Origin of the sequence: Methylibium rhizosphaerae (genome assembly GCF_006386545.1) — a bacterium.
Classification (GTDB): Bacteria; Pseudomonadota; Gammaproteobacteria; order Burkholderiales; family Burkholderiaceae_C; genus Pseudorivibacter; species Pseudorivibacter rhizosphaerae.
The window spans coordinates 65,647-90,321 of the sequence record NZ_SWAR01000024.1; the positions used below are offsets into that span (position 1 = coordinate 65,647).

28 protein-coding genes are annotated in these 24,675 nt (G+C 69.7%); 11 read left to right on the plus strand and 17 right to left on the minus strand.

Going from position 1 to position 24,675, the window contains the following annotated elements:
* Positions 1–10 precede the first annotated feature (10 nt).
* The gene (locus E8D38_RS17510) at positions 11–2,236 is read left to right on the plus strand and encodes a glycoside hydrolase family 3 N-terminal domain-containing protein (RefSeq protein ID WP_246099543.1); all 2,226 of its coding nucleotides are present in this window, start codon (positions 11–13) and stop codon (positions 2,234–2,236) included.
* Between the two features lie 60 nt (positions 2,237–2,296).
* The gene (locus tag E8D38_RS17515; RefSeq protein ID WP_140633843.1) at positions 2,297–3,451 is read left to right on the plus strand and encodes an HPP family protein; all 1,155 of its coding nucleotides are present in this window, start codon (positions 2,297–2,299) and stop codon (positions 3,449–3,451) included.
* A gap of 145 nt (positions 3,452–3,596) precedes the next feature.
* On the opposite strand, the gene serA is transcribed toward E8D38_RS17515, so the two are convergent.
* Both serA and E8D38_RS17525 read right to left on the minus strand, forming a co-directional pair.
* Positions 3,597–4,829 (minus strand): phosphoglycerate dehydrogenase, encoded by a 1,233-nt coding sequence (gene serA / locus E8D38_RS17520; protein WP_140633846.1) that lies wholly within the window; start codon positions 4,827–4,829, stop codon positions 3,597–3,599.
* Positions 4,830–4,898: 69 nt separating this feature from the next.
* Positions 4,899–5,324: a hypothetical protein gene (locus tag E8D38_RS17525; protein WP_140633849.1), complete on the minus strand. Its 426-nt coding sequence runs from the start codon at positions 5,322–5,324 to the stop codon at positions 4,899–4,901.
* 79 nt (positions 5,325–5,403) lie between these two features.
* Between E8D38_RS17525 and E8D38_RS17530 the strand changes: the two genes are divergently transcribed.
* Both E8D38_RS17530 and E8D38_RS17535 read left to right on the plus strand, forming a co-directional pair.
* Positions 5,404–6,117 (plus strand): 3'-5' exonuclease, encoded by a 714-nt coding sequence (locus E8D38_RS17530; protein ID WP_140633851.1) that lies wholly within the window; start codon positions 5,404–5,406, stop codon positions 6,115–6,117.
* A gap of 61 nt (positions 6,118–6,178) precedes the next feature.
* Entirely contained in the window at positions 6,179–7,267 is a 1,089-nt protein-coding gene (locus E8D38_RS17535) for a hypothetical protein (RefSeq protein WP_140633854.1), read from the plus strand.
* Between the two features lie 21 nt (positions 7,268–7,288).
* Here E8D38_RS17535 and E8D38_RS17540 read toward each other — a convergent pair whose 3' ends face one another.
* Both E8D38_RS17540 and E8D38_RS17545 read right to left on the minus strand, forming a co-directional pair.
* Complete coding sequence (locus tag E8D38_RS17540; RefSeq protein ID WP_140633857.1) at positions 7,289–8,179, minus strand: N-formylglutamate amidohydrolase; 891 nt, start codon at positions 8,177–8,179, stop codon at positions 7,289–7,291.
* An 18-nt stretch (positions 8,180–8,197) separates the two neighbouring features.
* Entirely contained in the window at positions 8,198–9,178 is a 981-nt protein-coding gene (locus tag E8D38_RS17545) for a tripartite tricarboxylate transporter substrate binding protein BugE (RefSeq protein WP_140633860.1), read from the minus strand.
* Between the two features lie 120 nt (positions 9,179–9,298).
* On the opposite strand from E8D38_RS17545, the gene E8D38_RS17550 reads away from it, so the two are divergent.
* The gene (locus E8D38_RS17550; RefSeq protein WP_140633863.1) at positions 9,299–10,195 is read left to right on the plus strand and encodes a LysR substrate-binding domain-containing protein; all 897 of its coding nucleotides are present in this window, start codon (positions 9,299–9,301) and stop codon (positions 10,193–10,195) included.
* A 9-nt stretch (positions 10,196–10,204) separates the two neighbouring features.
* Here E8D38_RS17550 and E8D38_RS17555 read toward each other — a convergent pair whose 3' ends face one another.
* Positions 10,205–11,203, minus strand: coding sequence for an LLM class flavin-dependent oxidoreductase (locus tag E8D38_RS17555; protein ID WP_140633866.1), 999 nt, complete (start codon positions 11,201–11,203; stop codon positions 10,205–10,207).
* Positions 11,204–11,282: 79 nt separating this feature from the next.
* Positions 11,283–11,417: a hypothetical protein gene (locus tag E8D38_RS29345; RefSeq protein ID WP_281286135.1), complete on the minus strand. Its 135-nt coding sequence runs from the start codon at positions 11,415–11,417 to the stop codon at positions 11,283–11,285.
* A 72-nt stretch (positions 11,418–11,489) separates the two neighbouring features.
* Between E8D38_RS29345 and E8D38_RS17560 the strand changes: the two genes are divergently transcribed.
* Positions 11,490–12,512: a M14 family zinc carboxypeptidase gene (locus E8D38_RS17560; RefSeq protein WP_140633897.1), complete on the plus strand. Its 1,023-nt coding sequence runs from the start codon at positions 11,490–11,492 to the stop codon at positions 12,510–12,512.
* On the opposite strand, the gene E8D38_RS17565 is transcribed toward E8D38_RS17560, so the two are convergent.
* The gene (locus E8D38_RS17565; protein ID WP_140633869.1) at positions 12,509–13,168 is read right to left on the minus strand and encodes an alpha/beta hydrolase; all 660 of its coding nucleotides are present in this window, start codon (positions 13,166–13,168) and stop codon (positions 12,509–12,511) included. The two genes, E8D38_RS17560 and E8D38_RS17565, sit on opposite strands and share 4 nt — an antisense overlap.
* Positions 13,169–13,252: 84 nt before the next feature.
* On the opposite strand from E8D38_RS17565, the gene E8D38_RS17570 reads away from it, so the two are divergent.
* Both E8D38_RS17570 and E8D38_RS17575 read left to right on the plus strand, forming a co-directional pair.
* Positions 13,253–13,903 carry a hypothetical protein gene (locus E8D38_RS17570; RefSeq protein ID WP_219851780.1) on the plus strand — a complete coding sequence of 217 codons (651 nt, stop codon included), beginning with the start codon at positions 13,253–13,255 and terminating at the stop codon, positions 13,901–13,903.
* Positions 13,900–14,628, plus strand: a complete 729-nt coding sequence (locus tag E8D38_RS17575) for a hypothetical protein (protein ID WP_140633872.1) — start codon at positions 13,900–13,902, stop codon at positions 14,626–14,628. Before E8D38_RS17570 ends, E8D38_RS17575 begins: the two co-directional genes overlap by 4 nt.
* Here E8D38_RS17575 and E8D38_RS17580 read toward each other — a convergent pair.
* The 3 genes from E8D38_RS17580 to E8D38_RS17590 all read right to left on the minus strand — a co-directional run bounded on the left by E8D38_RS17580 (position 14,603) and on the right by E8D38_RS17590 (position 17,631).
* On the minus strand, positions 14,603–15,373 hold the full coding sequence (locus tag E8D38_RS17580; RefSeq protein WP_140633875.1) for a VOC family protein: 771 nt from the start codon (positions 15,371–15,373) through the stop codon (positions 14,603–14,605). The genes E8D38_RS17575 and E8D38_RS17580 overlap by 26 nt on opposite strands.
* Positions 15,374–15,500: 127 nt before the next feature.
* Complete coding sequence (locus E8D38_RS17585; RefSeq protein ID WP_140633878.1) at positions 15,501–16,520, minus strand: Vgb family protein; 1,020 nt, start codon at positions 16,518–16,520, stop codon at positions 15,501–15,503.
* Between the two features lie 25 nt (positions 16,521–16,545).
* Positions 16,546–17,631, minus strand: a complete 1,086-nt coding sequence (locus tag E8D38_RS17590) for a mechanosensitive ion channel family protein (RefSeq protein ID WP_140633882.1) — start codon at positions 17,629–17,631, stop codon at positions 16,546–16,548.
* A gap of 88 nt (positions 17,632–17,719) precedes the next feature.
* On the opposite strand from E8D38_RS17590, the gene E8D38_RS17595 reads away from it, so the two are divergent.
* The 3 genes from E8D38_RS17595 to E8D38_RS17605 all read left to right on the plus strand — a co-directional run bounded on the left by E8D38_RS17595 (position 17,720) and on the right by E8D38_RS17605 (position 20,058).
* The gene (locus tag E8D38_RS17595) at positions 17,720–18,250 is read left to right on the plus strand and encodes a LapA family protein (protein ID WP_181179201.1); all 531 of its coding nucleotides are present in this window, start codon (positions 17,720–17,722) and stop codon (positions 18,248–18,250) included.
* A 115-nt stretch (positions 18,251–18,365) separates the two neighbouring features.
* Positions 18,366–19,529, plus strand: a complete 1,164-nt coding sequence (locus E8D38_RS17600) for a thiolase family protein (RefSeq protein ID WP_140633884.1) — start codon at positions 18,366–18,368, stop codon at positions 19,527–19,529.
* 70 nt (positions 19,530–19,599) lie between these two features.
* A complete protein-coding gene (locus E8D38_RS17605) occupies positions 19,600–20,058 on the plus strand; it encodes a host attachment protein (RefSeq protein WP_140633886.1) in 459 nt (152 codons plus the stop codon).
* A 36-nt stretch (positions 20,059–20,094) separates the two neighbouring features.
* Here the strand turns inward: E8D38_RS17605 and E8D38_RS28345 are convergent, their stop codons facing one another.
* The 7 genes from E8D38_RS28345 to E8D38_RS17630 all read right to left on the minus strand — a co-directional run.
* On the minus strand, positions 20,095–20,238 hold the full coding sequence (locus tag E8D38_RS28345; RefSeq protein ID WP_181179203.1) for a hypothetical protein: 144 nt from the start codon (positions 20,236–20,238) through the stop codon (positions 20,095–20,097).
* A 62-nt stretch (positions 20,239–20,300) separates the two neighbouring features.
* A complete protein-coding gene (locus E8D38_RS17610; RefSeq protein ID WP_140633887.1) occupies positions 20,301–20,882 on the minus strand; it encodes an HD domain-containing protein in 582 nt (193 codons plus the stop codon).
* A 25-nt stretch (positions 20,883–20,907) separates the two neighbouring features.
* Positions 20,908–21,234, minus strand: coding sequence for a hypothetical protein (locus tag E8D38_RS17615; RefSeq protein WP_140633888.1), 327 nt, complete (start codon positions 21,232–21,234; stop codon positions 20,908–20,910).
* A gap of 23 nt (positions 21,235–21,257) precedes the next feature.
* Positions 21,258–21,431: a hypothetical protein gene (locus E8D38_RS28350; RefSeq protein ID WP_181179205.1), complete on the minus strand. Its 174-nt coding sequence runs from the start codon at positions 21,429–21,431 to the stop codon at positions 21,258–21,260.
* 279 nt (positions 21,432–21,710) lie between these two features.
* On the minus strand, positions 21,711–22,472 hold the full coding sequence (locus E8D38_RS17620; protein WP_140633889.1) for a hypothetical protein: 762 nt from the start codon (positions 22,470–22,472) through the stop codon (positions 21,711–21,713).
* A 194-nt stretch (positions 22,473–22,666) separates the two neighbouring features.
* Positions 22,667–24,046 carry a hypothetical protein gene (locus E8D38_RS17625; protein ID WP_140633890.1) on the minus strand — a complete coding sequence of 460 codons (1,380 nt, stop codon included), beginning with the start codon at positions 24,044–24,046 and terminating at the stop codon, positions 22,667–22,669.
* Positions 24,047–24,675 (minus strand): DUF2345 domain-containing protein (locus tag E8D38_RS17630; protein ID WP_140633891.1); only part of this gene is annotated, 629 nt, incomplete at its 5' end.

Sequence of the window (24,675 nt, forward strand, 5' to 3'; positions counted from 1 at the left end):
AGGCTTGGTGATGGCCCTGGGGGTGACGGCGCTGTGCTGCAGCGTGTGGTGCGCGAGCGCGGCCGCTGCTGCGGACGACGCCGACATCGAGGCGCTGCTGGCGCGCATGACGCTCGAAGAAAAGGCCGGACAGCTCAACCTGTACGCGCCGGCGAGCGGCGCGTTGTCCAACCCGGCGCTGCACATCCGCAGCCTGGCCGAGCAGGAGGCCGACATCCGCGCCGGCCGCGTCACGGGGCTGTTCAACGGCGCCGGGCAGGCGGCCAAGCGGAGGGCGCAGCAGCTGGCGGTGCGCGAGTCGCGGCTCGGCATCCCGCTGCTGTTCGCGGCTGACGTGATCCATGGGTTCCGCACGGTGTTTCCGGTGCCGCTGGCCGAGGCGGCCAGCTGGGACACCGACCTCGCCGAGCGCACCGCCCGTGCCGCGGCGCTCGAAGCGGCGGCCGACGGCTTTCACTGGACCTTCGCGCCGATGGTGGACATCGCCCGCGATGCCCGCTGGGGCCGCGGGGTCGAAGGCGCCGGTGAAGACGTGCTGCTCGCCCGCCGCCTGGCGCAGGCCCGGGTGCGCGGCTTCCAGTCGGGCGAGGGCGGCCTCGCCTCCACCGCCAAGCACTTCGCCGCCTATGGCGCAGCCGAGGGCGGGCTCGACTACAACAGCGCCGACCTGTCGCCGCGCACGCTGCGCGAGGTGTACCTGCCGCCGTTTAAGGCTGCGGTGGAGGCCGGCGCGGCGGCGGTGATGACCTCGTTCAACGACGTGGCCGGCATTCCGTCGAACGCCAACCGCGAGCTGCTCACCGGCGTGCTGCGCGACGAATGGCGTTTCGACGGCGTGGTGGTGTCGGACTACACCGCCGACGAAGAGCTCATCGCCCACGGCTTCGCGGCCGACGGGCGCGAGGCCGCCAGGTTGTCTTTCCTGGCCGGCGTGGACATGAGCATGCAAAGCGGCCTGTACCTGCTGCACCTGCCGGCGCTGGTGCAAGGCGGCGAGGTGCCGGCGGCGCGGCTCGACGAAGCGGTGCGACGCGTGCTGCGCCTGAAGAAGCGGCTGGGCCTGTTCGAGCAGCCGTTTCGCGGGCTGGAGGCGCCGGAGCCGGCCGCCCGGCCCGAACACCGCACGCTGGCGCGCGAGGCGGCGCGCAAGTCGGTGGTGCTGCTGCGCAACCAGGGCGGGCTGCTGCCCCTGCCCAAGGCGGGCCTGCGCATCGCATTGATCGGCCCGTTTGCCGACGAGGCCGACGGCGGCAGCGCGGCCGACCTGTTCGGGCCGTGGACGCTGTTTCCCGGCCGTGCCGCGCCGGTGAGCCTGGCGCAGGGGCTGCGTGACGCACTCAGCGACCCGTCGACGCTGAAGGTGGTGAAGGGCTCGGGCGTGAACGAGCCGCTGCCGGGCGGCATCGCCGCCGCCGTGTCGGCCGCGCGCCGGGCCGACGTGGTGCTGCTGGCCTTGGGCGAAAGCGCGCAGATGTCCGGTGAGGCACGTTCGCGCGCCGGCATCACGCTGCCTGCGGCCCAGCAGGCGCTGGCCGAGGCGGTGGCCGCGACCGGCAAGCCGGTGGTGGTGCTGCTGCGCAACGGCCGCGCGCTGGCACTCGAAGGCGCGGTGCGTGACGCGCAGGCGCTGCTCGTGACCTGGTTCCTCGGCCTGGAGACCGGCCATGCGGTGGCCGACGTGCTGTTCGGCGACGTCAGCCCTTCAGGCCGTCTGCCGGTGAGCTTTCCGCAGGCGGCGGGGCAGGTGCCCTACCACTACGCCCACCGGCGCACCGGCCGGCCGCTGCCGCCGCAGGACCCGGGCTCCGACTTCAAGACCCGCTACATCGAGACGCCGAATGAAGCGCTGTACCCCTTCGGCCACGGCCTCACCTACGGCCGCTTCGACTACGAGGCGCTGCAGTTGAGCCACCCGCGGCTGCCGTGGGGCGGCACGCTGCAGGTGAAGGCGCGCATCACCAACCGCGGAGCCCGCGAGGCCGAAGAGACGGTGCAGCTGTACGTGCACGACCGGGTGGCCAGCGTCACGCGGCCGGTGCGGGAGCTCAAGGACTTTCGCAAGCTGCGGCTGGCGCCGGGTGCGTCGGCCGAGGTCGAGTTCACCCTGCGGTCGGCCGACCTGGCCTTCATCGGCCGCGACCTGCAGCCCGTCGTGGAGCCGGGCCTGTTCGACGTGTGGGTGGCCCCTTCTGCGACACAGGGGCTCCGGGCGAGCTTCGAGCTTGCCGCGCCGTGATGGCCCCACGCTGAAGGGCCCATCGATGAGTGGAAGAATCGCGGCTTTTTGCCCGCCGCGATGAGCACCGCTTCCCAACGAGCCCCATGGCAGTACCTGGCCGGCTGGCTGCGTGCCTTCCGCCCCGCACCGATGGCGGTGAACGCCCAGGAGCGCTGGCGCGTCGTGTGCGGCGCCGGCCTGGGCGTTTTGATCACCGCGGTGTTGTGCCACCTGGCCGGCGCCGGCTGGGCCGAGCTGCCGTGGCTGGTGGCACCCATGGGGGCCAGCGCGGTGCTGGTGTTCGGCGTGCCGGCCAGCCCGCTGGCCCAGCCCTGGGCGGTGGTGGGCGGCAACACGATCTCGGCCCTGGTGGGCATTGCCTGCGTGCGCTGGGTGGCGCCGCCCGAGCTGGCCGCGGCGCTGGCGGTGGCCCTGGCCATCGGCGTGATGTTCGCGTTGCGCTGCCTGCACCCGCCCGGCGGTGCCGCGGCCCTGCTGGTGGTGATGGCCGGCGTGTCGGACTTCCGGTTCGCGCTGTTTCCGGTGCTGCTCAATTCGCTGCTGCTGGTGGCCGCCGGCGTGGCCTACAACAACGCGACGCGGCGGCGCTACCCGCATGCGCAGCTGGCCAGCTCCACCGCAACGAAGCCCGAGCGCGCGCTGGTGAGCGAAGCCGACCTCGACGCGGTGCTGGCCCGCTACAACCAGGTGCTCGACGTGCCGCGCGACGACCTGCGCGCGCTGCTCGAAGAGGCGGAGCTGCGGGCCTACCGGCGCCGGCTGGGCGAGATCCGCTGCGAGGACATCATGTCGCGCGACCTCGCCACGGTGGAATACGGCACGCCGCTGCAGCACGCCTGGGCGCTGCTGCGCGAGCGGCGCATCAAGGCGCTGCCGGTGGTCGACACGGTGCGCCGGGTGGTCGGCATCGTGACCCTGGCCGACTTCATGCGCGAGGCGCAGCTCGACCTCCACGAGGGTTTCGAAGACAAGCTGCGCCGGCTGATCCGCTGGACCCGCGCCACGCACTCGAGCAAGCCCGAAGTGGTGGGCCAGATCATGACGCGCCAGGTCCGCGTGGCCAGCGCCCACCGCCACATCGCCGAACTGGTGCCGATGTTCTCGGACACCGGCCACCACCACATCCCCATCATCGACGCCGAGCGCCGGCTGGTGGGGATCATCACCCAGTCGGACCTGGTGAAGGCGCTGACGCGGGTAGGACCCGATTGAGCCACCAAGAGCCGCCGCTCCTCGCCACGCACACGGCGTTCAGGCCATCAGGAGCCGCACCCGCAAGGGCGCGGCGATCGGCCCGGCAGCCGCGGAACCGGCTGCGCCCCCTTGAGGGGGAGCGCCGCAGGCGCTACGGGGGTGGTCAATAGAGAATCCGGCAGCGGATGGTGCCGGGCACCGCGCAGAGCTCTTCCAGCGCCACCTGGCTCGCCGTGCTGTCCACGTCGATCACCACGTAGCCCACCTCCTCGTTCGTGCGCAGGTACTGCGACGCGATGTTGATGCCGGCGGCCGAGAAGCGCTCGTTCACCCGCGCCATCACGCCCGGCACGTTCTCGTGGATGTGCAGCAGCCGGCAGCGGCCGGTGTGCTCGGGCAGCGCCACTTCAGGGAAGTTGACCGCCGACACGGTGGAGCCGTTGTTGCTGTAGCGGATGAGCTTGGCGGCCACTTCGCGGCCGATGTTGGCCTGCGCCTCGGCGGTGGAGCCGCCGATGTGCGGCGTGAGCAGCACGTTGTCGAAGCGCACCAGCGGCGATTCGAAGGCCGCGTCGTTGCCCTGCGGCTCGACCGGAAACACGTCGATGGCGGCGCCCGCGAGATGCTTGTCTTCCAGCGCCCGGGTGAGGGCGTCGATGTCGACCACCGTGCCGCGCGACGCATTGATCAGGTGGCTGCCGGGTTTCATCTGCGCCAGCTGTTCGGCGCCGATCATGTCCTGCGTCTGCGGCGTCTCGGGCACGTGCAGGCTCACCACGTCGGCCGCCTGCAGCAGCTCTTTCAGCGACGCGAGCTGGCGGGCGTTGCCCAGCGGCAGCTTGGCCTCCACGTCGTGGAACACCACCTGCATGCCCAGCTGCTCGGCCAGCACGCCGATCTGCGTGCCGATGTGGCCGTAGCCCACGATGCCCAGCGTCTTGCCGCGCACCTCGTAGGAGCCGGCCGCGCTCTTGACCCAGCCGCCGCGGTGCAGCACCGCGTTCTTGTGCGGGATGCCACGCATCAACATGATGATCTCGGCCAGCACCAGCTCGGCCACGCTGCGGGTGTTGGAGAACGGCGCATTGAACACCGGGATGCCGCGGCGCATCGCGGTGCCCAGGTCGATCTGGTTGGTGCCGATGCAGAACGCGCCGATCGCGGTGAGCTTGGGCGCCGCGGCCAGCACCTGGGCGGTGAGGTGCGTGCGAGAGCGGATGCCCACGAAGTGCGCATCGGCGAGCACGTTGGCGAGCTCATCGCCGGCCAGTGCCTTGGGCGAGGTCACGATGTGGGTGTAGCCGTCGTTCTGCAGCGCGTCGACCGCGGTGGGGTGGATGCCCTCGAGCAGCACGAACTTGAGCTTTTCCTTGGGGTGGGAGAGTCGGTTGGTCATGGGCGGGACTGTATGCAGGCTTCGATTCCGGGCGCCGGGGCAGGGTCAAGAGGTGGCCCGGCGCACGCCTCACGAGCGCTCGAACAGCGTGTGGTTCTGCTCGCTCTCCGAGCTTTCCGGCCGCGCCCCGAGCTGCTGCGCCGAAGCCGGGGTGGCGGCCTGCGCATCGCGCACCTCCTGGACGCGGTCGCGGCGCCATCCTTCGAAGTCGCTCGAGAAGCGGTCGCGGCGCCACACGTCGTAGTCTTCGTCGAGGCGGCTCATGTAGGCCTCGCGCCAGCGGCGGTAGTGCTCGTGCTCGTCGTCGTGCGCAGGGCTGCCGTGCGCTTCGGGGAAGTTCATGCGCAGCCGGGCCTCGTCTTCCTCGTCGGCATAGGCACGTGCGTCGGGCCATGGGCCCAGCGCATGGACCATGCGGTGTTGGTGCCAGTCCAGCGGCATGTCGGCTGTGGGGGCGGGCGCGGTGTCGCGGGCCGGCCTTTGGTGCGCGTCCATGGTGGTTCCTTTCCTTCGCGGTGGCTGCATCAGGAGGGCGGCAAGGGGCATACCCAGCCGTGTCCGACAATGCGCCGCGATGCAGCCCGACACGCCCTCCGAAACCATTGCCGTCATCGACTTCGAAACCACCGGCATGTCGCCGCGGATGGGCGCTCGCGCCACCGAAGTGGCCATCGTGCTGGTGCGCGACGGGCAGATCGTCGACCGCTACCAGAGCCTCATGCACACCGGCGCCTGGGTGCCGCCGTTCATCGAGCGGCTCACCGGCATCAGCAACGCCATGCTCGACGACGCACCGCCGGCCGGGGAGGTGATGCGCGAGGCGGCCGAGTTCGTGGGCACGCATCCGTTGGTGGCGCACAACGCTGCATTCGATCGCGGTTTCTGGCAGGCCGAGCTGCAGCGTTGCGGCTGCGAGGCACCGCATCAGGCCGAGCCGGCCTTCGCCTGCACGCTGCTGCTGGCGCGCCGGCTGTATGACGAGGCGCCCAACCACAAGCTGGGCACGCTGGCCGACTTTCACGGCCTGCCGCGATCCGGCCGCGCCCACCGGGCGCTGGCCGACGCAGAAGTGACGGCACACCTGCTGCTGCGCATGCAGCGCGATGTCGAGCGCCGCTTCGCCGACGACCTGCCGCCGGCGGGCGTCACCCACGGCCTGCTTGCTGCACTGCAGCGCGCGCCGCGCGGTGGACTGGGCAAATGTGTGGCGCGTTATGCACGCCCGGGCGCCGGCCGGGCGCCGCTGGGCGCTCGCAGCGGCGCGCCCATCGGAGCGGCAGCCTCCTGAATCCCCAACACAGGGCGCCGGCGCGCCACAATGGGCGGCGGAAGTTCGTGCCCACCCCCTCATGCCTGTCCCCAACGTACCGACCAAGACGGCGCTCGGCCATGACGAGTTGCGTCTGCGCAAGCACGGGCTGGGGCAGCGATACCGCACCATCCTGCTGCTGATCGACGGCCGCCGGCCGCTGTCCGAGGTGCTGAGCCTGGCGCAACAGGCCGGCTCGCAGACCAGCCATTTCGAGGAACTGGTGCGCCTGGGCATGGTGGAGTTGCCGGCCGATGCGGCGGCCCCCGAGCCGGTGATCACCGAGCCGGGCGCGCTCGACGCGCTGCGGGTGACCGACGTCGAAGTGAGGGTGCCGGCGCCGGTGCCCGCGCCTGCTCCGACACCCGAGCCGCCGCCCGCGGTGCAGCCCGCTGCTGTGGCTGTGCAGCCTCCTGTCCCACCGCCTGCACCCCCCGCGCCTGCACCCCGGGCACCCGCGCCGGTGCCGAAGCAAGCCGCCCCGGCGCCCGCCGGTCCGAAGCCGCAGCCGCCGGAGCCGGTGGCCGAGCCGGACCTGCTGTCGTCGAGCCGGGTGGAAGCGCTGGCCCAGCTGGTGGGTTCGATCAGCACGCCGCGAACCCAGTCGACCGCCGCGCGCAAGGGCTCCGCCGCCGTCAGGCAGCCGAGCCCTCCCGTGCCCGCCCCCAAGGCCGCCGCGACGGTGAAGGTGACGCAGCCGGCCCCGCCTGAGGCACCGCCCGCCAAACCGAAGAGCAAGCGAGCCGCTCCGGCCAAGGCCGCCGCTGCGCGCACGCCCAAGCCGGCGCCGCCACCACCCGTGCCGTCTGCACCCGAGTCCACCGAGAGTGCCGAGGACCAGTTGATCGGGCAGGTGCGCGAGCTGCTGCGGCAGACGCTGCACTACGACCCGCCGTCGTTCGGCTCCAAGCTCTACAGCCGCGTGAGCAACGCGTCCACGCTGCAGGAGCTGGTCGACCTCGCCTGGGAATTCGAGCGCCAGCCCAACCATCCGCGGCGCTCGCGCGCCGGCATGTGGACGCTGCAGCATGCCCGCGACCTGCTCGGGCTGGGCAACACGCTGGTCCAGGACAGCTGGGAGCAGGACGTCTGGGAAGACACCCGCCCGCCGGCCGACAGCAAGGGCTGAAGCCGGGCGCGGGTGTGCCGTTCAGCGGTCGAGCCGCGTGCGCACGTGGGCCGCGATCCGCTCCATCAGGGCTGACAGGTGCGCCCGCATCGGCTCGAAGCCGGCATTGCGTTCGCGGCTGGCCTCGTCCATGTAGAGCGGACGGCGGATCTCGATCTGCAGGCTGTGGCGATGCAGCCGTGGCTGGCCGATGCGGCCGATCAGCTCCACGCCCTTGTAGGGGTCGTTGATGGCCACCGTGTAGCCGAAGCCGCGCAGGGTTTCGGCCACCAGCTGCACGAAGCCCGGCTCGCAGGTGCTGCCGTCGCGGTCGCCGAGCACGAAGTCGGCCAGCGGGTGGTCGCTCACGATGCCCAGGCGCTCGTAGGCGTCGTTGGGCATCGAGTGCAGGTTCAGGTGCCACACACAGCCGTGGGTGTGCACCGCTTCGTCGATGGCCGCCTGCAGGGCCGCGTGGTAGGGCCGCCAGCAGCGGTCGATGCGGCTCTGCACCTCGGCCGGCGACAGCGCCCGCTCGTAGATGGGCCGCTCGGCCGACAGCCGCGACCACACCAGGCCGAAACCGAGCTTCGACTTCGGGCCGGGCGCCAGCGCCTCGCCCGGCCAGGGGGCCGACAGCATCGCCGGGTCCAGGTCGGTGAGCGAGCGGTTCGGGTCGATGTAGGTGCGCGGAAAGGTGGCCGCGATCAGCGTGGCGCCGTGACGCGGTGCGTCGGCCCACAGGGCTTCGACATGCGTGTCCTCGCCGCGGCGCAGCAGTGCCAGCGGCACGCTGGCGTCGAAGTCCTCGGGGTAGACCGTGCCGCTGTGCGGCGAGTCGCAGACGATGGGAAGGCGCGCGCCCGGTAGGGCACGCGCCACCATCACCGGCCCCGCGGTGGCGGAGCCGGTCATCGAACCGGGGGAATTCATCGGTGGGCCAGTCCTGGGTCAGTCGAGCTTGATGCTGGCCCGCTGCGCGATGCCGCGGTACTTGTCCATGGCCTGCCTGATCTGCGCCGCGAACTGCTCCGGCGAGTTGGCCATCGGCACGCCGCCGATGGCGGCCATCTGCTGCTTGAACTCGGGCGTGGCCATGGCCTTGTGCGCCGCGTCGTGCAGCTTGGCGATCACCGCCGCCGGCGTGCCCGCGGGCGCCACCAGGCCGAACCAGCCGCCTTCCTTCATCTCGGTGACGCCGAGCTCCGCATAGGTGGGCACGTCGGGCAGCAGTGCACTGCGCTGCGGCGCCAGCAGCGCCAGCGCGCGCAGCTTGCCGGCCTTCACATGCGGCAGCGCCGAGGGCAGGTTGTCGGTCATCGCGTTCACCACGCCCGCCAGCGTGTCATTGGTGGCCGGGCCGGCGCCCTTGTAGGGCACGTGCAGCAGCTCGATGCCCGCAAGCGACATGAAATGCTCGATGTTTGCGTGACCCAGCGAGCCGTTTCCCGGCGACGCGAAGGTGTACTTTCCCGGCGCCGGCTTGGCCAGCGCGATGAACTCCTTCATGGTCTTGGCCGGCACGCTGGGGTGGACGACGAACACGCTGGGCACCGACATCACGTTGGTGATGGGCGCGAAGTCCTTCACCGCGTCGTACGGCAGCTTGCTGTAGACGGCCGGGTTGGAGCCGTGGGTGCTGACCGTGGCCATGCCGATGGTGTAGCCGTCCGGCGCCGCCTTGGCGATCGCGTCGGCGCCGATGGTGCCGCCGCCGCCGCCGCGGTTGTCGATGACCACCGCCTTGCCGAGGAAGGGGCCCATCTTCTCGGCCAGCAGGCGGGCCACGATGTCGGTGGAGCCGCCGGCCGCGAACGGCACGATCAGCTTGACCGGTCGGTCTGGGTACTGGGCTTGCGCGGCTGCGGGCAGGCTCAGCAGGGGGCTGGCCGCGGCCAGGGCCAGCATCATCAGGCGGCGGGTGTTTTTCATGGGGCCTTCCGGGGTTCTTGCACGCGGGGTGGGTGCGCGCAGGAATTCTGGGTGGCGGGGCTGCGGCGCCAAAACGACAAAATGGGCGGCAACTATGAGGAGCCGTCATAGTTGCCGCCCATGCGCATCCGATCGCCTTCCCTGCACGAACTCCACGCCTTTGCCGCTACCGCCCGGCTGGGCGGCTTTTCGCGGGCGGCCGACGAGCTGTGCGTGACGCAGGGGGCGGTGAGCCGGGCAGTGGCGCGTCTGGAGGAACACCTGGGCCTCGCGCTGCTGGTGCGCCGCGGGCGCTACAGCGAACTCACTGAAGCGGGGCGCGAATACCTCGAGTCGGTGGAGCCGGCGCTGGCCACGCTGGAGTCGGCCTCCGGCGCGCTGATGAGCCGCGCCGGCGGCGGCAAGCGCGGCCATGCGCTGCGCCTGTCGGTGCCGCCCACGCTGTTCAGTCACTGGCTCATCCCGCGCCTGCCGGACTTCCAGGCGCGGCATCCTGAAGTCACGCTGTCGTTCGCACCCTACCGGCGCGACGACCCGCTCGATGCGCCGGACGTGGACGCCTGGGTGCGCATCGGCGACGGCTCGCACTGGCCGCGCGGCATCGAGGGCGAATACATCGTCGGCCGCGAGATCGTGCCGATCTGCCGGCCGCAGGATCTGCCGCAGATCCAGGCCCCGGCCGACCTGCTGCAGCGGCCGCTGCTGTTCCATACCCACTACCCCGGCAACTGGCAGCGCTGGTTCGAAGGCGTGGGCTGCCCCACCGGCGAGCTCGAGGCCGCGGCCGACTTCGAGCTGGTGGGCCTGCTGGTGCAGGCGGTGGCGGCCGGGCTCGGGGTGGCGGTGGTGCAGCGCTGCCTGATCGAAGCCGACCTGGCCGGCGGCCGGGTGGCCATTGCGGTGCCGCAGTCGGTGGAGATCGAGCGGGGCTATCACCTGTGCTGGCCGGGTGCGCGGCCGGCCGGCCGGGCCTTGGAGGCCTTCAGGCGCTGGCTGGGCGGGCAGGGGGCGGCCTGAGCCCTTCAGTCAGGCAAAGGCCTTTGCCACCAGCTCGTACGACCGCAGCCGCGCCGCGTGGCTGTGCATGTTGGTGACGATCATCACCTCGTCGGCGCTGCATTCCTGCGCCTTCGCCTCGATCTGCTCGCGCACCTGGGCCGGCGTGCCGACGATCACCAGCCGGCGGAACTGCCGGATCAGCGCCTGCTCGGCCGGGCTGTATTCGCGGCCGCGCGCTTCCTCGGGGCTGGGCAGCGGCTCGAACACGCCGCTGCGGATGCGCACCCAGGCCAGGTCCATCGCGCTGGCCAGGTGTTCGGCCTCCTCGGCCGTGGGCGCGCAGCACACCGACACGCCCAGGATGGCGTGCGGCTTGGCGAACCGGGCCGACGGCACGAAGGCTTCGCGGTAGGCGTCGAAGGCCGGCGCGGCCGGCGTGGGGCTGAAATGGCTGGCGAACGAATAGCCGAAACCGGCCTGGCCGGCCATGCGGGCGCTGGCGCCGCTGGAGCCGAGGATCCACACCGGCGGCAGCGCGGCATCGGCCGGCATCGCGATGAGTTCGGGCGCGGACGAAGGCGCTTCATGCGGCCCCGACCAGCCGAGCAGCTCCGACAGCAGCTGCGGAAAGTATTCGCCGTTGGCGGCGCGCAAGGCGCGGGTGGCATGCACGTCTGAGCCGGGTGCGCGGCCCAGGCCCAGGTCGATGCGGCCGGGGTGCAGGGCTTCGAGGGTGCGGAAGGCTTCGGCCACCCGCAGCGGCGGGTGGTTGGGCAGCATCACGCCGCCGGAGCCGACATTCAGCCGCCGGGTGTGGGCCGCTACGTGCGCGATCAGCACCTCGGGAGCGGCGCTGGCCACCGCCGGCATGCTGTGGTGCTCGGCGAACCACAGCCGCACGAAGCCCAGGCGTTCGGCCAGCTGCGCCAGCTCCACCGAGCGGCGCACCGCGGCGGCCGCGCTGGTGCCCGAGCCCACCGGCACGAGGTCGAGGACGGAAAGCGGGAGTTTCGAAGGGGTCGTCATGGCGGGCCATCGTAGTGACGGGGCCCGTGGCCGTGTGCGGCAGGGGTAAGCGCCGCCGTGCTAGGCGGCTGCGTTCGCTTCAGTGCAGCCGGGTGCGGCGCTGCGACCAGCGCGCCCGGCTCAGCGCCCACCACTCGACCATGCCCCACAACACGGTGCTTCCCAGCGCGAGTGCGGGGTGGGTGATGAAGCGGCGGATCGGCTGGGTGTTCATGGCCGGCCACCGTAAGGCGCTTGTGTGACGCTTCTGTGTCACGAAGCCGGGTTACCCTGCCGGCCCGTGACGATTCCCCCCGTTGTGCTGCCCGAGCTGGCCGAGCTGCAACGCCTCATCCATGAAGGCGGCAGCGCGCTCGACGCGCGTGTCGTGTGCGAGGTCGCGGTAGGCGGTCACCGCTTCCCGGTGCATGCCATCGCGCTGGGCAACCCGTCGCCCGACGTGCCGGCCGCCGGCTTCTTCGGCGGCGTGCATGGGCTCGAACGCATCGGCGCCGAAGTGGTGATCGCCTACCTGCGCAGCCTGGTGAAGCGCCTGCAATGGGACAGCCTGCTGCATCGCCAGCTCGAAGGCATGCGGCTGGTGTTCATGCCGCTGGTCAACCCGGGCGGACTGTGGCGCGGCACCCGTGCCAATCCGCAGGGGGTGGACCTGATGCGCAATGCGCCGGTGAGTTCGGCCGAACGGGTGCCGTTTCTCATCGGCGGCCAGCGGCTGTCGGCCGGGCTGCCGTGGTACCGGGGCGCACAGGACGCGCCGATGGAAGCCGAAAGCGCCGCGCTGTGCCGGGTGGTCGAGGACGAGCTGCTGGCGCGGCCGTTTTCAGTGGCGCTCGACTGCCACTCGGGCTTCGGCGTGCACGACCGCATCTGGTTTCCCTATGCGCACACCGCCCGGCCGATCGCCCACCTGGCCGAGATGTTCGCGCTCAACGAGATCCTCGATGCGACCCACACCCACCACCGCTATGTGTTCGAGCCGCAGAGCCGCCAGTACCTGGCGCATGGCGACCTGTGGGACTACCTGTACCTGCGGGCGGTGGCGCAGCCCGGCCGGGTGTTCCTGCCGCTCACGCTGGAGATGGGATCGTGGCTGTGGGTGAAGAAGAACCCGCGGCAGCTGTTCTCGCGCCACGGCATCTTCAACCCGCTGATCGAGCACCGGCAGCAGCGGGTGCTGCGCCGGCACGTGGGCATGCTGGACTTCCTGTCGCGTGCCGCCGCGAGCCATGAACGCTGGCTGCCGCGCGAGGCGGCGCGGCAGCAGCTGGAGCAGCAGGCGCGGGTGCGCTGGTACGCCCGGCGTGTCTAGGCGAGAGCCTTCAGCAGCCAGCGGTTGAGGTCGGCGATCTCGGGCGCGCAGACCGAATGCGGCATGTCGTACTCATGCCATTCGACGCTGTAGCCGAGCTCGCGAAGCGCATCGCGCGAGGTGAGCGCCCGCTGGAAGTGCACCACCGGGTCGGCCCGGCCATGGGCCAGGAAGATGGGCGTGGACAGGTTGGCCTGGCTGCGCTCGGCCGCGGTGCTGGCCGCCAGCGGCAGGTAGCCCGACAGGCCCACCAGCCCGGCCAGCCGTTCGGGGTAGCGCAGGCCGGTGAGCAAGGTCATCGCGCAACCCTGCGAGAACCCGGCCAGCACGATGCGTTCGGGCGCGACACCGCGCTCGCGTTCACGGTCGATGAACTGCTGCACCAGCGGGATCGAAGCGCGCAGCCCGGCTTCGTCTTCGCGTCGCACGAGGTCGTCGTTCAGGATGTCGTACCAGGCGCGCATCTTGTAGCCGCCGTTGAGGGTGATCGGCCGCACCGGCGCATGCGGGAAGACATAGCGCACCGGGCCCGCGGCCGTGAGGTCGAGCTCGTCGGCAATCGGCAGGAAGTCGCTGCCATCGGCGCCCAGGCCGTGCAGCACGATGACGCTGGCAGTGGGGTGGGCAGCGGTTTCGCGTTCGATGGCGTCGAGCATGGCGGCTTCCTTCGCGGCAGGAGGGTCGGACGGTGGATTCCACCACGTTGTGGTTTGCCCTGTTGGAACAAGGCTGGCTCAGCGATGCGACCTCGCATCGCGTTGCTCGCGGATGCTTCATTCGCCATTCGTGAAATGAGAATGGCCGCGCGTCAGCTAGGCATAATGGGGCTCCATTCTCATTTCTGGAAAAGAGAAATGCCCGCTCTGAGCAACCGACAGTCGGCTTTGAAACCGCAGGACCTGTACGTCTTGCTTGCATTGCTGAGCAGGGGCAGCGGCTCTCACAACTACCAAGGCCTGGCCGATCAAACCGGCATGGCGGTATCCGCCGTACATGCCTCACTCAAGCGGGCGGTTGCTGCTCGCCTGGTGTCGCTGCAGGAGCGCCGGCCCGTGGTTCTGAAGGCGCCTCTGCGGGAATTCCTGATTCATGGCGCCAAGTACGCTTTTGCCCCGGTGTGGGGGCCGTTGGCGCGAGGCGTGCCCACCGGCTACGCGGCCGCGCCGCTGAACACCCGGATCGCGCCTTCCGGCGATCCGCCGCCCGTATGGCCCTATGCCAAGGGCACAGTGCGGGGCCTGAGCCTCGCGCCGTTGTATCCGGCGGTGCCAGGAGCGGCGCTCAGAGACGAGAAGCTTCATGCCCTGTTGTCGTTGTTCGATGCCGTTCGTGCGGGGCAGGCAAGGGAGCGCGAGGCGGCCTTGCAACTCATCGAGCCCTATTTCGAATGAACTGGACGCACGACCCCAATCTCGCGAAGGTGCAGCTGGTGGCCCGTGCCCTCGGGCCACTGTGCGAGCGGCTGGTGTTTGTCGGTGGATGTGCCGCTGGTCTGCTGCTCACGGACGCCGCCGCGGCGCCGGCCCGTGTGACCTACGACGTGGATCTCCTGGCCGAGGTGGTGGCGCTCGCCGGCTACCACCGGCTGGAGGCGGAGTTCTCCGAGCTCGGATTCAAGCGGGACATGGCGCGCGACGCGCCGATCTGTCGTTGGCTCTACGGTGAGCTGGAGGTTGACCTCATGCCCACCGACGCCCGGGTGCTCGGTTTTGCCAACCGGTGGTATCCGCTGGTGGTCCAGACCGCACAGCCGTACCAGCTTCCCGGAGGTGCAGTCATTCGACTTATCGCGGCGCCGGCTTTCGTGGCAACAAAGTTCGAGGCTTTTCTGGATCGTGGCCGCGGCGACTTTCTCGGCAGCCACGATCTGGAGGACATCATCAATGTGCTCGACGGCCGGCCCGAGCTGGCTGGCGAGATTGCGCAGGCGCCGCAAGAGATGCGTGCCTACCTGACGCAGCAGTGCGGCGCGCTGCTCGATTCGGGCGCCTTCCGGGATGCGCTGCCCGGCCTGGTGATGCCGGATGAATCGCAGGGCGAGCGCATCGAGATCCTCCTGTGGCGCCTCGGGCAGATTGCAGCCAGCCCCCTCACCCCCGCATCGGCACCGTCTTGATCACCGCCACCGCCGCGCCCAGCGGGTCGGCAAGGATGGCGAAGCGGCCGATGTCCGGGATGTCGGTGGGCGGCACCAGCACCGCCTGGGCGCCGAGCTTCTTCGCCTGGGCGGCGGTGGCGTCGCAGTCGGCCACGCTCACATAGGGCAGCCACATCGGCGGTGCGCTGGGCTGGGCCGAGGTGCACAGGCCGCCGCGCGACTGGCCATCGGCGGTCTTGAGGACGTAATACGGGCCCTGCTCGCCCATGTCCATGGTTTCGTGCAGGTAGCCGAACACCTTCTCGTAGAACGCCAGCGCGGTCCGGGTGTCGGGGGTCCACAGCTCGTTCCAGCACCACTCGCCGTCGGGCACCTGCTGCACGTCGGCGCGGTCGCCCTCGTTGCTCTTCCACAGGGAGATCGGCGCGCCGGTCGGGTCCACGATGGCGGCGCCGCGCCCCACTGGCGGGTAGTCAGTGGGGGCCTGCTGCGACTTCGCGCCGGCACGCAGTGCGGCGGCGTGGCTCGCGTCCACGTCGGCCACGCTCACGTACGAAACCCAGCGGCTCTTTTCGCCGGGCTCGGCGGTGACGAAGCCGCCGATGCCGTTGTTGGCGCTCGAATGGATCATGTGATACGTCTGGCCGCCCATCGGCATGGCCTCGGCATGCCAGTCGAACAGCGGCTCGTAGAACGCGCGCGCGCGGGCGATGTCGTTCGAGGTGTGCTCGAACCAGATGAACTTGCCGGGCAGATGGCTCATGACGGTGTCCTTCCTCGTTGCAATCGATGGATGGGTGGGCAGCGCCGGCGGTCGCGCGGCGCGTGACTTCAACATAGCGACACGGTGCCGCCGTGGCAATGAGATTCGCGAGGGAGTTGCGGGCGTCTCAGGCGACCGTGCGGATGACCGAGATGTGCTCGGTGCCGCTCTCGGGCAGCCACACCTCGCCGGGCCGGCCGAGGATCTGCCGTACGTTGGCCGCCTCGCGCGGGAAGACGAAGCTGTCGAAGCGGCCGCTCTCGGGGTGGAAGCGCAGCACCGCGTTGCCGCCGAAGTCGCTCAGCCACACCATGTCGCGCTCGTCCACGTAGACGGCATAGGTGCGCGGGCGCCGCCCCGGCAGGCGCCAGGTGCGCCAGCTTTGCGCCGGCGTGGCGGCCGCGGGGTCGTGCACCGACACGTTGCCGCTGTTCCATTCGCTCACCCAGATGCGGCCGCGGCTGTCGCTCCACACCCGGCGGGCGCCCTGGCTGCGGGTGGGCGGCTCGACGATGGCCGACTCGCCGCTGGCGCGGTCGATGCGCGCGATGAACGAGCCGGCCAGCGAGCACCACCAGACGTCGCCCGCGGGCGTTGTGCAGATGCCGTAGGGCCCGCGGCCGCGCGGCGCGTCCTGCACCGTCACCTCGCCCGTGCGGGCCGCGACCTTGCCGATCACGCCGCTCTGGCCGGTGAACCACAAGTTGCCGTCGCCGTCGAAGGCGCAGGTGTTGAGGTTGGCGTAAGGGCTGCCGTCGGGCAGCGGATACAGCCGCAGTTCGCGCTGCGGCCAGCTCACCCGCACGATCGCGTTCTGGCCGCTGTCGGTGATCCAGGCCGCCTTGTCGGGGCCCTGGATCACGCCATGCGGTGACGACCGCGACCCCAGTGTCAGCAGCTCGGAGCGGCCGGTGGCCGGGTCGAACCAGCCGAGCTGGCCGCTGCGCTGCGCGGTGAACCACACGCCGCCGTCGGGCGCCGGCGCCACGTCGTGGATGCCGGTGGGGCGGGGCGTGTTGAGCGGCCAGGACTGCAGGCGGGCTGCCGGCGCTGCCGGCGCCTGTGCCCCGGCCGGGCGCGGCAGCGGCCACAGCGCCAGGCCGCCCAGGCCCGCGAGGGTGAAGCGGCGTGAGACGGTGTCGGTCATGGGGCCCTCCTGTTCTGGTGCGAGCCTAGGCCGACTCGGCCGGTGATGGCGCCGCCGCGGTCTTGTCGCCGGTGCCTTCGCCCTCGGTGCGCACCCGCGGCAGGGCCTGCGGGTGTTCGCGGGCGATGAACTCGATCAGCTTCTCGCGCAGCAGGCACCGCAGGTCCCAGGCGTCGCCCGACGACCGGGCGCTCACCAACACCCGCAGCTGCATCGCCCGTTCGGTGGTTTCCACCACCTGCACCGAGCAGGCGCGGCCGTCCCACTGCGGCGCCGCCTCGCACAGCCGCTGCGCTTCGGCACGCAGCGGCTCCACCGGCAGCGTGTAGTCGACCCACAGCATCACCGTGCCCAGCAGCTCGGCGCTGGTGCGCGTCCAGTTCTCGAACGGGTTCTCGATGAACCACTGCAGCGGCACGATCAGGCGGCGCTGGTCCCACAGTCGCATCACCACGTAGCTGCCGGTGATCTCCTCGACCCGGCCCCATTCGCCCTTGACGATGAGCACATCGTCGATGCGCAAGGGTTGCGACAGGGCGATCTGCAGGCCCGCGATCAGGTTGCTGAAGACCGACTTGGCCGCAATGCCGGCCACCAGCCCGGCCACGCCGGCCGATGCCAGCAGGCTGGCGCCCAGCTGCCGGGCGCCCGGGAAGGTCATGAGCATGAAGGCGAGCCCCGCCACCAGCAGCGCCCCGCTGACGATGCGCGAGATCACCCGCGTCTGTGTGTGGATGCGGCGGGCCTGCAGGTTGTCGGCCACGTCGGCCGGATGCAGCTCGATGATGCCGGCCGCCACGCCGCGCACCGCGCCGATGGCCAGCCATGCCAGCGCTGCGATCAGCAGCAGCCCGTTCACATGCCGCACGCTGGCCATGCCGCGCAGGTCGTCAGGCGCGCCCTGCCACACCGCCTGCAATGCCAGCAGGGGCAGCACCAGCTGCATCGGCCGCTCGCAGTGGCGGACCACCTGGGTGAACAGGGTGGAGAAGCGCACCACGCGGTACAGCACCGCGCGGCCGATGCGGTGCACCACGAGCGCGGCCACCACGCCGATCAGCGCGGCAATCACGGGGTTGAGCCAGGGCGACAGCGTGACAGTCCAGTCCATGGAGGGCGTGCGGGCAAGAACCGCTCCTGCCCGCGGGCGCGGCGTTTGCCGCAGCGGCAGCAAGCCCCCCGACCCCAAGGAGACCGCCATGCGTATCCGTGTCCTCCCCGTGCTGTTGCTGCTGCTGTTCACCGGCCTGTTCGCGCTGCTCAACTGGCCGGCCTTCGCCACCACCACCACGCTGTCGCTCGGCTTCACCACGGTGCAGGCCTCGCCGGCGCTGGTGATGCTCGTGCTGGTGGCGCTGCTGGGCATGGCCTATGTGGCCTCGGTGGTGTACCTGCAAGGCGTGGCCCTCCTCGAAAGCCGCCGGCTGGGCAAGGAGCTGCAGACGCAGCGCGAGCTGGCCGACAAGGCCGAGGCCTCGCGCTTCACCGAGCTGCGCGAGTTCATGACCAGCGAGCTGCAGCGGGTGGTGCAGGCCTCTGCCGAGTCGCGCGCCAGCCTGCTGCAGCGGATGGAGCAGCTCGAACAGCGCCAGCGGCTGGCGCTGGAGGAGACCGGCAATTCGCTGTCGGCCTACATCGGCGAGCTGGAAGACCGGCTGGAGCACCATGTGCCGCCGCAGGGGGCGCCGTCGCTCGCACCGCGCGGCCCGGACCGCGGAAGAACCTTCTGAGGAGGTGGTGACTGGTGACCAGTGACTGGTGACTCGTGAAAGACACAGTGGCGCGGGTGATGCCGGCTCGGTATGGTCCTGATCACCAGTCACTGATCACAGGTCACTACCCAAGATGGTCATTCTCGAAGCGGTGCGCACGCCGTTTGCGCGGCGCAATGGCGCCTATGCGGGCACCCGGCCCGACACCCTGCTGGCCCACACCCTGAACGGGCTGCTGCAGCGTACCGGGCTCGAAGCCCGCAAGGTCGAGGACGTCGTGGCCGGCTGCGTGAGCCAGGCCGGCGAGCAGGGCGCCAACATCGGCCGCCAGGCGGTGCTGCTGGCCGGCTGGCCGGTGGCGGTGCCGGCCGTCACGCTCAACCGCATGTGCGGCTCGGCGCAGCAGGCGGTGCACTTTGCCGCGCAGGCGGTGGCGGCCGGCGACGTGCGCTATGCGGTGGGCTGCGGGGTGGAGCACATGACCCGCGTGCCGATGTTCACCGACCTCACGCTCGGCCGCGGCAACTACCAGGGCTTCGACATGCTGAACCCGGCGCTGCTGGCGCTGCACCCGCTCGTCCACCAGGTGGAAAGTGCTGAACGTTTGGCCGAGCACTGGGGCCTGTCGCGCAGCGAGCTCGATGCCTATGCCAAGGAAAGCCACCGCCGGGCCTTCGAGGCACGCGGGCTGCAGGCCGAGCTGCTGCCCACGCCGGGGGTCGATGCCGAAGGCCAGGCTGTGACGCTGGGGTTCGACGAAGGCGTGCGCGCCACCATCGACGAGGCCCGCATGGCCGCCCTGCAACCCGCGCTGCGTGCGCCGGGGCAAGGCGTGGTGACGGCGGGCAACGCGAGCCAGATCTCCGATGGCGCCGCCGCCGTGCTGGTGGCCGACGAAACCATCGCCCGCGCCGACGGCTTCCGCCCGAAGGCCCGTTTTCTTGCGCGCGTGGTGGTCGGCTCCGACCGGGTGATGCAGCTGTCGGGCGTCATTCCGGCCACCACGCTGGCGTTGCAGCGTGCGGGCCTCGCGATCGGCGACATCGACTGGGTGGAGATCAATGAGGCCTTCGCCAGCGTGGTGCTGGCCTGGGCACGCGAATTCAAGCCCGACATGGCCCGGGTGAACCCCTGGGGCGGTGCCATCGCCCATGGCCACCCGCTGGGCGCCACCGGCGCCGGGCTCATGGCCAAGATGCTGCAGGGCCTGGCGCACACCGGCGGCGAGTTCGGCCTGCAGGTCATGTGCATCGGCCACGGCATGGCCACCGCGACCATCGTCCAGCGGCTCCGATAGCCCGCCGGAGGCCGGGGCAGGCACCGAATCTGCCGCTCCTGGAAGGTCTGGGACCGACAAGGAGATTGCCATGCAGACGATGTGGGTCGTGGTGGCCGACGAGGGGCGTGCCCGTTTTCTGGAGTTGCGCGAAGCCGGTCAGGACTTGCGCGACGTGGAAGAACTCACCGATGCCGCGGCGCACGCCGACCGTGCGGACTTGCGCCGCGATGCGCAGGGGCGCTTTCACAGCCCGAGCGGCCAGCAGGGCCCGGGCAGCGGCACCGCGCCGCCGCGCACCGACGAACTCGACAAGGAAGCCGACCTGTTTGCGCGCCGCGTGGCTGAACGCCTGGTGGACGCGCACCGCAAGCACCGCTACGAGCAATTGCGCATCGTGGCGGCGCCGCGCTTCCTGGGCCGCCTGCGCCAGCAGCTGCAGCCCGAGGTGAAGGACGTGGTGGTCGACGAGCTCGACAAGGACCTCGTGCACCTGGACGAGCGCACGCTGACGCAGCGGCTGTTCCCGTCCTCGGCCACGCGGCACTGAGCGAGCGAGCAGGCCGCGGGGCGGGCAGGGCTTTCGTTAGCCCTGGTGCGGACGCTTGCCCGGGTTCTTCTTGCTGCGGGTGTGCGAGCCGCGCTCCTGGCTGCGGCGCTGGCCGCTCGGCTTGCGGCGCGGGTACTTGGCTTCCTGCATGTCTTGAACGGTGCGGCGGTCTTCTGCCATGGTTTTCTCCGGTTGCACGGCGGTGCGAAAAAGCGGCCGCCAGGGGTTGAGGATCGGCGATCTTAGAGGGCCTGGAGCTCGCGCGCGATGTTGGCGCGGGCCGCGGCCTCGAAACGTTCACGCAGCAGCTCGGTGAAATAGAGCGCCGGCCGCGCCAGCCACTGCCGCAGCAGGTGGCCGCGCTTGAAGCGAAACAGCCAGCCCGGCACGAAGGAATATTCGGCGCGCACCTGCTCGACGTAGCGGTCGTAGGCGGGTTGCTCGGCACCGAGGATGGCCAGGTCGAGGTCGAGAAAGAACGCGGTGTCGGCCTGCCCGTCGGTCCAGCGGTGCCCGGCGGTGGCGAGCACCATCCGCTCCACCGCCTCGATGGTGGCGGCCGGCTCGCACAGCGAACTCAGCACGCCCCGCGCCAGCTCGGCGCTGCGCGCTTCGTTGTCGGTGCGCTTGGGCTCGTAGATCGCGTCATGGAACCAGATGGCCAGCCCGACGAGCCGCCGGTCGCGCGGCATCGCGCGGTATTCGTCGAGCAGGGCCAGCAGGTGCTCGATGTGGGAGAGCGTGTGGTAGTGGCGCTGCGGCTCGGCGTAGCGAGCGCGCAGCTCGTTGAGGACGGAAGAGGGCAGTAGGGTGCCGGCGATCATGGACGCGCGTGAAAGAGCGGAACGCTCAAGCGTAGTCGGAGACCGGGAAGTCTAGCCACTGCGCCCGGTTGGACACCAGATCGATCCTGTAAAGCTCGCAGTGGGTGGGGAACGGATCGAAGCGGGTTTCGCCTTCGAGCACGAGGGTCTGGGTCTCGAAGCCGCGGGGGCTGTGGCCAGGCTCGACGAGATAGCGGCGGGTCAGCAGGTCCACCACGTAGGTTCGCGCCGCATTCGAAAGCACCGCGACAAACCGGCCGTCGGGCGTGCAGATGGCATGCCTTGGCGGCTCGTTCGGCGGTGCGCCGAGGAGTGCGAGGGCTTGTGAGGTGGGGCTTTCGGCTGCGGTCATTCTCGGAACGAGCAGGCAAGCGGTCAGCCTTGCTGCTCGTCCCACTGCCAGATGGTGGCGCCGTAGTCGGTGGTGAAGGCGGGCATCAGCTGTCCGACAACGAAGAAGCGGCGGCTGCCGGCCTTGGCCGGCGTGAACCAACAGCCTTCGCGGGGGCGGGGTTGGCGAGCCGGTACGCTGGCTGGGGATGCTGCCAAGTCAATGGCCGGCGGACGGATCATCCCCATCGACTTCGAAACGTGTCCCCTTCTTTGCGAGTTCATCCTTTATGCCGGCGAGTAGTCTTGCTCTGATGTCGCGATTGATGGGCTCGCCCTTTCTCGCTGGGTCCGTCAGGCGAACGTCATCAGCGTAGATGACGTAGTCCAGACCATGGTCAGGGTTTCAGGGCTTCTCCTTGCACCGTGTATGAGAGTCCATCGAGTTCGAACTCGATGCGGCTGGGGGTCATGCGAATGATCATTCCGCGACGGCGCCTACTTCGGATAGGTACCTGGCTTGGCGGGTGGATCGGGAAAAGCCGGCGCCTTTGTGGGCGGCCTGGGTGCTGCCCAGCCGTTGCGTACGGCCCATGCCTGGATGTCGGCAATCTTGCCGGGCCTTTCGCCACCGGGGCAGTCGTACAGGCAATACCAAGCGTCTTCGTGTTTGCCGATCACCGGCTTCTTGTCGCCAAAGCGCGCCCAGCCGATGAACTCGCGGATGTAGCTGCCGTGCTCGAAGGTCTTGCCTTTGGGCACGTAGCTCGTCACGTCGATGTAGGGCCGCTCATCGTCGTAGAGCTGGTAGGCCCATTCGCGGCAGCCAAACGTGGTGCTGAATTCGGTGGCCTTGAACAGGCGTCCGTACAAGTACGTGTCGCTGCGCACTTGTGCTGCATCTGGCTGTTGACCGACGCTGCACAGCCCGGGCGCCCAGTGGATGCTGACATCCCCCAGCCCTGTGAACCATTTGCCCAGCTTATAGAGACGTGCGTTCGGTTCTTCGCCGGCAGAGAGGGTGATGTTGAGCGACTCATTGAGTCGTCCGCGCAGGAGGCCCTTGTGCGAATGCTTTGTGGTCACAAAACCCTGTTTGTCGAACTCGATGGCCACCACGGCGAAGTCCTGGCTGCCTAAGAACTCGGACGGTTTGGCAGCAACGATTGCGACGGGGTCGAAGAACTCGTACCACCAGAAGTAGCTGGCGCCCTCCGCAGCATTGTTCTTCGCCGCCCGGGCTTGACGGCTTTTCCACATGTCTGAGGCATCCACAAAGAGGAAGTAGCGAGCCTCCCAGGGGCGATCGATCCACGCGTGCGATCGGGAACGCGATCCCCCCCTTGCTCCCTCGGCCGATGGCGATGAGGCCTCAGGCACATCCAGCTTCGGTTGCGCGCAAGCGGAGATCGACGTCAACAGGAGGCCACATATGACGGCCAGAGCTATTGCCTTCATAGGATTCCCGGTTCACTCACTGTGATGTGCAAGTGGTGTGCATGCAACCGCTCGTTGGACTCCTTGATGCCTCTTTGCATGTTGGCCTTCGGAGCAACTTTGTCGTGCGTGTTGTCATCCATGAGCCACGGGTCGAACAGCTGCTGCACGCAGACGCACTTGAGAAGAGATGTTCGGAACACTCTCGCCGTCGCGGGCTCGGAGGCATCTCGCGTGCTGTTCCATTTGTCCTCCCTCTGCGACTCTGTTTCAGCTGCCGCAATTGCCGCTTCTCGCGTGGCCTTCGATCTTTCGATGGCAAGCGCCTTCTCCGCCGGGCTTAGCTTTGGTTGCTTTGCCGCCTTCGTCGCAGCGGCGAACTCCGCATCCGCCTTCTTCCTCGCCACGATCGCGTCTTCGTACTCCTTGAACGCCGTGACCTCCGCGTCGGTGACGTTGTCCGCGTCGTTGCCGTTGCCCTTGCCGGAAGGCTTCTTGCCTTCGAGCGCTGTGCGCAGCTCCTGGCGGTTCATCCTTGTCTTGCCCACGTAGTTGACGTCAAGTCCCAGCCCCGAGCGGTGAGCGATGGAGCCGAGCATGGGGCGCCAGCAAGATGTGACGTTCAGCGAGGTGATCTCGTTCTCGATGGCCGCGTTGAAAAGGGCCACGTAGCCGGCGGGATGCACGCGCGTCAGCCCGTCGGTGAGCAGCGCATAGCTGGTGATGTTGTCCTTCGGATTGTTGGCGTCCTCGAACTTGACCGTGAGCGTCATCGCGGCCTTCTCGGGGCGCGCCGGAATGGACAGCACCAGCGTTGCGGTCTTCAGTCCGTTGTAGATGCTTTCGACTGCGGCCTTTACTTCCGCGCTCGTGTCTTGCGGCATCAGCGCACTGGCTTCGGCGGCGGTGTACTTGTGCGACACCCTCATCCAGATGTCGCCGGTCAGAGGCGCCGTGTACTCGTCGGCGGGCTTTGCAGCTTCTGCCTTCTCGTCCTTGTCTTTCTTGCGGACGGGTGTGTCTGCATCCTTGAGCTTGCCGGCCTTCTCGGTGATCGTGACGACGATGTCTCGCTCGCCGGCGGTCACTTCGTAAACCAGCTCCTTGCGGTACGAAGGGTGTGCATCGCTGTTGAGAAAGAGTCCGACCCGTTCGCCCTGGTCGACGAAGGCCACGACCTTTCCGCCCAGGCCGCGGACCCGCTTGGGCTTCGCATCGAACGCGGGCTGCGCCTTGCCGTTGACGGCGATGGCGTACGGAATGCTCAGGGTCTTGGAGGAGGCTGCGTTGAAGACGTACGTGACCTTGCGCTTCGGGGTGACCGGCACTTGCGTTGCGCCCGCCGGGTTGTTGGGCTTCGTTTGGCTGGTTGCGTCGGGTTTTGCGCTCGTGGCCATTCAGCAGCCCTCCGCCGCAGGCGCATCGCTCGCGTCATCCGACTGTTCGGAGGGTTCCCAGTAAAGCTTGAGTCCCTGCGGGTCGGCGGTCGCGATGGTCATGGTCTTGCCTTGTTCGTCCGTTCGCCCGGTGATCTGTTCGCCGTTCGCCAAGACGACGCGATAGGGCATGTCCGCCACAGGTTGTCCGCTCACACTGTTGACGGCCTGGAATTGCTCGTGAAACACCTTGGCCCGGCTGTCCGGCAAAGTGGGCAACTGCGCGCTTCCACTCCCACCCCCACCCCAATCATGCGTAGCCCCCTTCACCGTGAAGCTGCCCGGGCACACGAAGTCGATGTTGGCGCCCTCCAGCTTCACCTGGGCCTGGCCGGCGGTGAGCGTGATGGCGCTGGAGGCCAGGATGCGGATCTCGTCGTTGGAACTGGTGACTTGGATGTCCTGGTCGGCCAGCAGCTCCAGGGCGTCGGTGTGGGCGCGCAAGGACAGCGGCCCGTTGGCCGCCCTGGCCTGCAGGCCGCCCGCGTGGGTGAACCAGCTGGTGGTCTCGCCGCTCACGCTGCTGTAGGTGTGGGCGGCCGTGAGCTGCACGTCGCCCTGGGCCACCAGGCTCAGGTCCTGCCCGGCAA